Below are 9,597 nucleotides of genomic sequence, written 5' to 3'. Positions count from 1 at the left end.
GCGCCGGGAAACCTCGGCCATCGACAGGTTCAGCGGGGGAAGCAGCATCTTAAGTAATGCGGCTCTGCGTTCAGGTGAATAGTACGGCACGACCAGTCTCTTTCCGCCCCCGATATGCTTTTTTTGGTAAAACCGGAGAGGCGACAACTATCCTGACACCGGGGGAGAGATCCCATCTGAAATTCTATCCTCTAGTTCAGTCAACGCTCTCGATCTACGGTTGAAACTGAAGCTTCACTGAACTGCGCCGACGATTGGCAGAGTTTAGTCTTCTACTGTCATGCCGGTGGTTTGCTCGACAATAGGCACCTGCACTCAAGTCAGCCCCAAGCCTAACCACAATTGATCCCTGTGCCTCAGCGGCCTAAATGTGATTCCGCATTCGCCAGCATCCCTCGGCGTCTACAATTTACATCCATGCGCAGGCACTCCACGGCCGAGTGCTGGCGTCCCTGCAGCTTGGGCTAGGCTGCCAGATTAGATCGCTTGCAGGCAGCCGCAACAAATGCCGTCAATAACTGGATTTTCATCATCCGTTTTTTAAGGTGATCGGCTCTGTCTAGCTCTATGCGCTGATGTGTCAGGAGTTGATTTATACTAAACTTACATGAGCGACTTTTCAGTGCTTCCTCTATAAAATCTTTCTTTCCAAGAGCATAGGCGTCAATATCATCATGATAAATTTTGCTAGTTTCTTTTTGAGAGCGGCATAGTTCTCTGCGGTTTTTTCGTTCGCAGACAATTCGTCTTTGAAATTGAGCATGTCCTGTGCCCACTTGCTGCATGGCTCACAAATGTGTACATGATAGCCAATGCTGTCATTAGATGAGTATTTTGCCAAGAAGAAGCGAGGGGTATCTAAACATTCTTCGCGCAATTGATAATCTAAGTCTCGGAGGACTTCAACGATTCCCTCAGACAAACTCCAGTTTTGAACTGATATTAAAATATCAATAATTGGTTTTGCAGGAAGGCCGGGGACCGAAGTTGACCCCACATGCTCTATGAAGAAAAGGGGATGCTTCAGTCTATTTCTTATCGACTGAGCTTCCTTGATGAATGCATTCCCCCAGTCAAATGCATGTTCGCTAATCGCTATTTTTTTCATTTGATCTGCTTATAATTCTTCAGAGGCAATTTGGAGATGTATTAACTTGCTAATGCTGTTAAGGCTTATCGAATGCAGACTACTGCATGTGTACCTAGAAGAAAGATATGCCAAACTCTCAATCTAGGGCACATTACTATAATGGCTAATTGCTTTTAGCAGCGCAAGAGCTTCCCGACACCAGGAAAAATTCCAGATGGTAAGGTCAGTAGCAGCTAACTGCAACGAGTTAGCTTGCCTAGCGCGTGAATTGAAATAGATTGCATTAACCTAAACTCGTTTTACCACTCATTTTCTATGAAAAACCGCCGCCATTAGTCGTTAAAAGTCATTCGCGAGTGACCGCTCCTGGCCGATTCCCGCCCGTTGTGAACGGTAGAGAACCGACAAAAATAACGAGCCAGTTATGCCTGCGAAACCAGTGCGATTCATAATGTCGACTTTAGACCAGTAAATGGCTATCACTTTTACTGAGCTACCTCGGTTGTGGTAGCCAGCGCTTAGGCCTTTTATGGTCAGGCCCCTCCCTCGAGGGCTACTTTCGTAGCTAGCTTTTCAAACGCCTGACTGAAATCGCCAATCCTGTTGATCATCTCAAAAAACCACTCAAAAGACTCTTGCACGAAATCTTCATCGGAAACTCTGTCAGGATACATGACGCAAAATAAAGCTCTTACAGCAGCGTCCTCGTTATCTTCAATGTCGACATCGCGTCCTTTCGCCTCCAGAAAATCCCAACATTTAACTCTGGCAGCATTCAACTCCTTTTCATTTTTTTCCCCTTCAAACCAGTATTTGTGAGCAGCTGCAAACGCGCTTTTGACAATTGGGGACACATCTTCGTCCTGAAGAACCAAACCCACGCCCGCGCACATAAACTTCATTATGTTCCGAGCCGCTTCGGCTTCAGCCTTGCCTTTACTCAACTGCTCTGAAAAATGAACGATTTGCTCATGACTAATCATGGTGGACTCCAAGTGTTGTGAGTACGGAGCTACAGGAGCGACACGCTTTTTTAGCGGTTCCATGCCCCTTGCCCGAGGTACCAATATTGACGGCTTCGCTTGTACCGCCCGCGGGATCCATTCCCGCGTCATAGGATCGGCTCAAGCACTCGATTTCTGCACACTTGCCATGCCATGGCTCACGTTGATCCTTCGGCACAGCCTTCAGGGCTTTCCTGACCTTGGGATGGACTGGATATCTCGATCCACTCACCCCTACAAACACTTTGCCACCGGTACGTAGTTCCGAAGCGGCGCCTGTGGTCTTACCCTTTTTCAGTGCAGCATCTGCAGCCTTTTTGGCAGTGTCCCGCGCCAACCCCAGCGGATCAACCCAGCTAACAGGATTTGGCGCATATTCATAAAGATTCAGTCCACCCGCATAACTGATCGGGTCTTTGCCGATAAATCGCCCGATCAGCGGGTCGTAGTACCGATAACGATTGTAATGCAGCCCGGTCTCGGGATCATGATACTGGCCCTGGAAGCGGATTGGATTGGTCAGACCGACCTGCTGCGCAAATCGAGAACGAGTTTCTTGAACTTCACCCCATGCCTTGTACTGGGCACTCCAGGCGATATCTCCTTGCTGATCCGTCAGCTCCTGAGGTGTTCCCAGATGGTCACACTGATACCAGGCCAACACATCCAGAGGTTGCGCAGACGGGCTGTAATTCCACAACGGATCCTCTTCGAGATTGAAATCGCCAGCGTGCTCGACCTGAGTCAAAAGATTAATGAACTGATGTCGAAGCGCCTGAGCAACGGGAACAAAAGTGTCAGGTTCATAGATGTAGTGAACCGTACGACCGAGGCCTCCGTCGACCTGACCACGACTGCTTTCCCATGCAAGGTTGTCACCGTCCCAACCATACAGCGTAAAGCCACAGCCGAGCTCAAGCTGCTTGCGTGCATATTCGTTTCGGTTCCATTCGGAGCCCGCCTCAGGCCGCTGTTTACAATAGGCGACAGAATTTTTATACAGACGCCGTCCCAGTGCGTCATAGGCGTAGTCAACGGACAAACGTCCGTCTTCGAAGTGCGCTAGACGGTCAAACAGATCCCACCGCATTCGACTGTAACGACCGTCGTGCCAGCGAAGCGTCCGATTGCCGCGATCGTCGTACTCGTAGTGTGTCCCTGCATACTCTCTCAAAAGATTGTCGAGCCGCTTACTGCGAGGAGCGTCTACAGACAGCGGACGCCGATCCTCCTCATTGGCCTTGTCTAGCAAATTACCGGCCGGATCGAATGCGAACGTTTCTGTGCCGAGTCGGCTGGCAGCACTCAACAGTCGGCCCACGGGGTCGTAACGATAAGCGAGCGGACCGCGACGGCTATCATTGATGTCAGTCAACTGGCCGGCCGCGTCGTATTGATAATCGCGTTTTAGCAGAGTGGTCTTATCATCGCTGCGACCCAACATCTGCTGCTGCAGTCGCCCAACCGGATCCCACTGTTGCGTTTGAAGTATATGGTTGCCTTGATGACGTGCGATTTCCCGGTGCAGATCATCACGCTCAAATCCGAGCAGTTCGTGCTCGTCCAGGCGAAGCCCAAGCAAGTGCCCTGTCCCATAGGTTAACCAGCTGACCCTATGCCCGTCCGGACGAATAGTGGCGATACGCTGATTCAACGCGTCGTACTCGTGTCGCCATACCGCGATAGTCGGCTTCTCCAGCCCTAGATAGTGTTGGTGCTCGCGCCGCAGATTACCCGCAGCATCATGGAACCACTGCAAGCGACTATCTGCATTCGAGGCTTCGGTAAGGTTGCCATTGCCGTCATAAGCGAAACTTTCGCGCTGCGTTTGATCGCCTAAAGATGCTGAACGCTCGGCCAATCGGCCCATGGCATCGAAGCTCCAGGCAATGCGCCTGCTGCCGGTGACGGTATTGGCTAGTCGCCCAGTAACAGCGTCATAGCCATAACGGGTAATTTGCCCATCGAAACAGGTCTCCTGCAACAAACGCCCTAGAGAGTCATACTGGAACTGAGCACGCTTTTCGTTTTCATTTTCCAGCACCAGTAACCGTCCACAACGATCCCAGTGATAACGCAACGTCTGTTCGCACGCATCGACCCGCTCGCCAATTAAACCGGCCGCGGTATAACTCCAGCTCGTGCACTGACCCAATCCATCCGTATAAGCCAGTAGCCGGCCTTCTGCATCGTGTTGAAAACGCTCTTCGGTTTTGTCGGGATGCTTGGTGAGCACCAAGTGCCCTGCCTTGTACTCATGCTCGGTACTGTTACCTGCCGCGTCCGTGTAACAAATCATCTGCCCACGTTCGTTGTATTCCCAACAGCTGGTTTTCCCTGAGCAGTCGACATACTCCACCAATTGGCCGGCTTCGTTGTAATCGAGCTTTTGTTCGTTGCCAAGGGCGTCCTTGACCCCCGTCACCAAACCCGCTGAGTTGTAGGCATATTCGGTTTTGTTTTCCAGCGGATCGATGGCTTCGATCAGGTTGCCACGATCATCGTATGCGCGCTGCCATTGGCCACCCTCGGCATCACTGACTTTGATCAGTTGATCCAGATCGTCATAGGCGTAATGCATTACGCTGCCATCAGCCCGGATATGTTCAAGCACGTTGCCACGCTCATCGTAGCTATAGCGCTCTTCGCTGCCACTGGCGTGAACATGACGGATCAGATTCTTGGCCTCATCGCGGAAGAACCATTCCGAACGCTCATCCGGATGTCGAATGCGATAGGTGTAGCCAAGGATGTCGTAGTAGTGCCAGGTTTCGTTTCCGTGGGCATCGGTGACATAGGTCAGTCGAATGTTTTCGTCCCATTCCAGGCGGGTGTCGAAGCTACCGTCATCCGCCCACTCGCGCACAGCGCGAGCCTTTGCATCCTGTCCTTGCCACTGAAGATTCATGCCACGGCCAGTGCGATCCGTGTAACGAGTAATCAAGTGATGCTGATACTCATAAACTCGGCTTGCCCCATTCTCATCCTGAGCCAGCAGAAGATCACCAGTGTCGCCATATTGATAAGCGCACAGTTGACGTTGAGGCGCACTGTCTCGAATTTCCCAGAGTCCGGTCAAGCGGCCCTGCCCATCAATCATCGTCCCCAGGTGGGCCTGAACCTCTGCAATATCATCCTGGTAAGTGATCAAGTCGGACAGTACTGAATCCTTTCCGTGACGGTGCTCGTAATGCAGCATCATCCCAGCGCCATTGCGCAGCTCAACGCTCGTCAGAATGTAACGCTGACCCCGGCGCAAATAGGTTTCCTTGCGCTCGAATCCACGGCACAGCACTAACTGATCCTCGCTGGCCCTTACCAACGTGAAGTTTTCAATCGCGTCGTAGTGAGAGAGCCCGTTTTTGGGAAGCGGGTAATCATGGCTGCGACCGTCAGCGTCGTGAAAAGTCACGCCATCACTACAGCAATCAAAACGCGTGGTCAGCGCTGTGATCCAACGAGCACCGAGTTCACTTTGGTCATACTCAGCCAGACGTGAACTGTATGTTCGCGTCCACTCGATCGGGAATGAACCGGGCAAGCTGAAGTCGGTATGGCTGAGTGATTCTGAGCCCAATGCAAAACTGATGCTGTGCTGGGTTGCGGGCATTACCGCGTTTTTACAACCGTTACAGTTACTGGTTGCCGGCGCTTGTTGACTGGTTGCTTCCAAACGCCCTTCACCCGCCTTGCGCTGAGCTTTGGAGGTGGTGCCCGGTTTGACACTTGCACCTTGTCCATGAGCTTGACGCTTGCGCCAAGTAAGCACGGAGCCGGCAAGCATTTGCAACAGCCAACCAATAGAATGCTGGACGCCAGGATTGCCGAGCTTTTTCATTTGGGTTTGTAATTCGACACCCAAAGTGCGCAGCATCGAGGTGTTGGTTAATACCAATGCCTTGGCATTTTCCGGCAGCAAATTCTTCGCTGCGCTGTTAGCCACCCCCTTTCCCGCAGCCTTGTAGGCGCTGTAGGTAGCGCCAAGAAAATTACTGATGGACGCCTTGGGATCATGTAGAAACTGACTGCCAGCGGCGCTCATTTTTGCACTTGCAGCCTTCATGTCGCCCTTGGCGTCGAGCTTGCCATTGACCACAGCCTCCAGGCCTTTGGCAATCTCGTTGACAGCGTCATGTCCAAGCTTTCCGGCATCATCAAGAATTGACGCGAGCTTGGGTTGAGCCTGTTTTACAAAGTCGTCAATGGTGCCAACGATGGTCGCGTTCAAATGCCCGATCAGCACTTCGATCAGTGAGTCACCCAATAGCGCCTTTGCGCTATTGCGCAGTTCCTGGCGTACCAGCGATAACGTCGGGCGCAACGTCATCCGCGCCGATGCCATGGTAGGCGGTGCAGGCAATACACCTATCAGGTTGATGCCCAGACTCACCCAGTCCAGTACCTCCCTCTGCTTGCTTTTGGCAAGGGTAACGATGTCGCCGAGCGCATCGACCAACGCCATGATGTTGCCTACCACCGGCAACGCACCAGCGACGTTTTTGACCCGTTCAAGCGTAACTACACCTCCGCTGAGAGACTGCAGCCAAGCATCAAACTTCGCCGCCCCGCGACCGACATCCTTGATGTCGATGGTATTGAGAGGAGCGACCGCAACCTGCGGTTCTCGTTTCTTTGCAACAGCAGTTTCATTTGTCATGACAGCAACTCACCGGCCAGCAGCCCCAGCCTTTATGCACAATTGTTGAACACCTCTCAAAAACAGGCATGAGGCCTGCCTCTTGGAGGTACAGAATCAAAACGTGAATTCGAACTTCAGCTGACTACCGCCCCTTTGGGACCACTTGCAATCAGCGCGGCCCCGCAGGCGGTTTTCATGCCGTCGAGCGCGATAGGTGTGCCATCGACAGAGTAAGTGCTGCTGCCCTCGGCAATCGGGAAAATTCCCTTGCACAACGGGCAACTGACCTTGTGACCGACCCCGGCAATCGGCTTGCCATTGAGGTCGGTTTGAGAGAAGGCTTCGAGCACCTTGCCACCGTGGGTGGTGGAGTCCCCCAAACGAATAGCGTCTTTCATTGCGTCACTCCTTTGACTGAAATCGTTTCCGTTGTCATGACAGCATCTCACCCGCCAACATGCCCGGGGTTTTCAAGGAAGGTTTTGGCAGCGTTGGTGCGGGAAGCGTCGGCAATCGGCCGCCCTTGCTCGCGGCGCCGAGGATGCTCGACGCACTCGGCATGGCGGCACTCGCCAGTTTCGGCAATCCAGCCACTCCGCCTTGCACTGCGCCTTTCACCTGCTGTGCCGTTTGCATTGCGCCCTGCGCGGTCTGCATCGCATTCATCCCTGCTTGCGCCATATCCTTGCCCTTCTCCAACATGTCCCAGCTCTTGCTCGGCAACACCTGTGCGACCATCGCCTGCACTTGGCTCGGCACGTCTTCGGCCCCCGGCGGATTCAACGGCCATTCCGGCTTACCGATGTAACTGCCATCGCTCCAGGTGTCCGCCGGATCCTTACCGAACAGCACGCGCGCCGGGCCCGGCGCAGCGCCGGCGACACTGGCAAAACCTTTGCCATCGAGCTTGCCCTTGATGCTTTTGCCCAAGGCGTCGATGACTTCGTAATCACCTTCCTTGATGCCCTGGCGCCCGGCGTACTGGTTGAACAATTCGAGGTTGCCCTTGCCGGGTTTTAGTGGTTCCGGGAATACCCCGGCCAGACTTTTCGCACCGGTGTAGGCAAAGTTCGCCGCATGGGCCGTGTACGGGCCGCTGGTAGCGTGAGTAATGCCACCAGCGTTGTAAGTCGTGGCACTGCCACCACCCTGGATCACCAATTCAGTCTTGGCGGTAATGGTGATGCGGTCGGCATTGGCGGTGATGTTGAGTTTGGCCAGCAGGTTGATGCTGTCCTTTAGCGCACGCACGTCGATGTCACCGGACGCGGCCACCAGACGCCAACCCATGCTCTGCACGAACAGGCGCATGCCGCGACTGGCGCTGGCCAGCAGGCGTTTACCGATGGAAAGGCTGGTGTGACCGGTGCTGCTCAATGCCAGGTGTTCGCCGGTGGCGATGTGACTGGAGCGCGGCGTGGTTAACGCAATGCCGGCGGGACTGGCGAGCACCAGGTGCGGCTCGGTGAATTCCGGGAACTCATTGGCGGTCATGTTCGCCGGGCCACTGCCGAGCACGCCTTGATGCTGGGCGTGCAAGGCCTTGGCCACGTCGTCCTGATCGCCGGCTTCCTGCGCTTGCAACTCTTTGGCTTGCACGGCAAAACCGTCCTGCTGATCGCTCGCGGTGGCGAGGCGTTCGGCAGTTTCCGGCAGATCCTTGTGATGTTTCGACTCGTTCGGGCGCGGCTCGGTGGTGATCAGCAAACCGGCACCGGCACGCACCGCGCCATGGCGGTCGGTGCGCAATTCGAACCCTTCGCCACGCGGCTGGCCGCCGCTTGGGCGTGGATGTGTCAGGTAGCCGAGGTTGATCGCACTCGCACCGTGGTCACTGCGCAGCGCGATGCTGATCTCGCTGTTGGTGTCGTCGATGCGCAGTTCGTTGGCGCGGCTGCCCTTGTATTCCTTGCTCTTGACCGTGGCCAGAGTCTTGAAATCCGGCAGTTTGTAAGGCGGCAGATTAGCGCCGTGGTACAGGCAACCGGTGATCAGCGGCTGATCGGGATCGCCTTCAAGGAAGGTGATCAACACCTCCATGCCGACTCGCGGAATGTTGATCGAGCCAAAGGTTTCCGCTGCCCAGCTCGACGCGACACGCATCCAGCAACTGGTCATGTCGTCGTGTTTGCCTTCGCGATCCCAGAAGAACTGCACCTTCACCCGGCCGTACTGATCGCAGTAGATCTCTTCGCCTTCCGGGCCGCAGACCACGGCACTCTGGGTGCCGAGGACTTTCGGTTTCGGGTGATCGAGCGGCGGACGGTACGGCACGTCCCACGGGATGGCGCTGAAGCGGTTGCGGTAGCCCTGGTGGAAATCGTCCTTGTTGTCCGTGGTGTCGCTGGTCACCGACTCTTCCAGCACTTGCGGCTGCTTGCCTTCGTGGAAGATTTCAGTGAGCAGCCACAGGTCGTTCCACGTCGGGTTGGCGTGTTCGGTCAGGGCAAGAAAATGTCCGCTGACCAGAATCGGCTGGTCGCTGCTACCTTCGGCCAGACGGTAGTCGCTGCGATGACGTTCCAGCGCGCGATTGGCCAAATGTTTGCCGCGGTCACGGTCAACGAATCGGCCCGGGTAATCGTAATCTTCCAGGTCTGGCTGGGCACTGCTTTTGGCGTCGCTTTCCAGCTCGATTTTCGGTTTGACGAAGTCGTAATCGCGTCGCGTAGTGCGGCTGGTGCGGGTAGCCAGACGCAGGCCGAAACGTTTGACCACCGGTCTGTCGGCGACCAGTCCGGAATCTTGCTGATAGGCCACGGGCGCGAGTTTCGGGAACACCGTCTGGTCATCGCCGAAGGTCAGTTTGTGGCCGCTGGCGGTGTGCTGAAAGTGGTAGTGAATACCTTCTTCCTCGCACAGGC

The 9,597-nt window shown here is 54.6% G+C and carries 5 protein-coding genes; all 5 read right to left on the bottom strand.

Annotated features, from left to right (window positions below; translation table 11 throughout):
* Positions 1-631 precede the first annotated feature (631 nt).
* Positions 632-1,108 (bottom strand): GrpB family protein, encoded by a 477-nt coding sequence (locus AACY02_RS25555; protein ID WP_339434308.1) that lies wholly within the window; start codon positions 1,106-1,108, stop codon positions 632-634.
* Positions 1,109-1,623: 515 nt separating this feature from the next.
* Entirely contained in the window at positions 1,624-2,073 is a 450-nt protein-coding gene (locus AACY02_RS25550; RefSeq protein ID WP_339434307.1) for a hypothetical protein, read from the bottom strand.
* Positions 2,066-6,751 (bottom strand): RHS repeat-associated core domain-containing protein, encoded by a 4,686-nt coding sequence (locus tag AACY02_RS25545; protein ID WP_339434306.1) that lies wholly within the window; start codon positions 6,749-6,751, stop codon positions 2,066-2,068. Before AACY02_RS25545 ends, AACY02_RS25550 begins: the two co-directional genes overlap by 8 nt.
* A gap of 116 nt (positions 6,752-6,867) precedes the next feature.
* Positions 6,868-7,131 (bottom strand): PAAR domain-containing protein, encoded by a 264-nt coding sequence (locus tag AACY02_RS25540; RefSeq protein WP_008077213.1) that lies wholly within the window; start codon positions 7,129-7,131, stop codon positions 6,868-6,870.
* Between the two features lie 34 nt (positions 7,132-7,165).
* Positions 7,166-9,597 (bottom strand): type VI secretion system tip protein VgrG (gene tssI / locus AACY02_RS25535; protein WP_339434305.1); only part of this gene is annotated, 2,432 nt, incomplete at its 5' end.

Origin of the sequence: Pseudomonas sp. EA_65y_Pfl2_P78 (assembly GCF_963970495.1) — a bacterium.
In the GTDB taxonomy this organism is placed as follows: Bacteria; Pseudomonadota; Gammaproteobacteria; order Pseudomonadales; family Pseudomonadaceae; genus Aquipseudomonas; species Aquipseudomonas baetica_A.
This window is presented reverse-complemented; position numbering and strand designations above follow the sequence as displayed.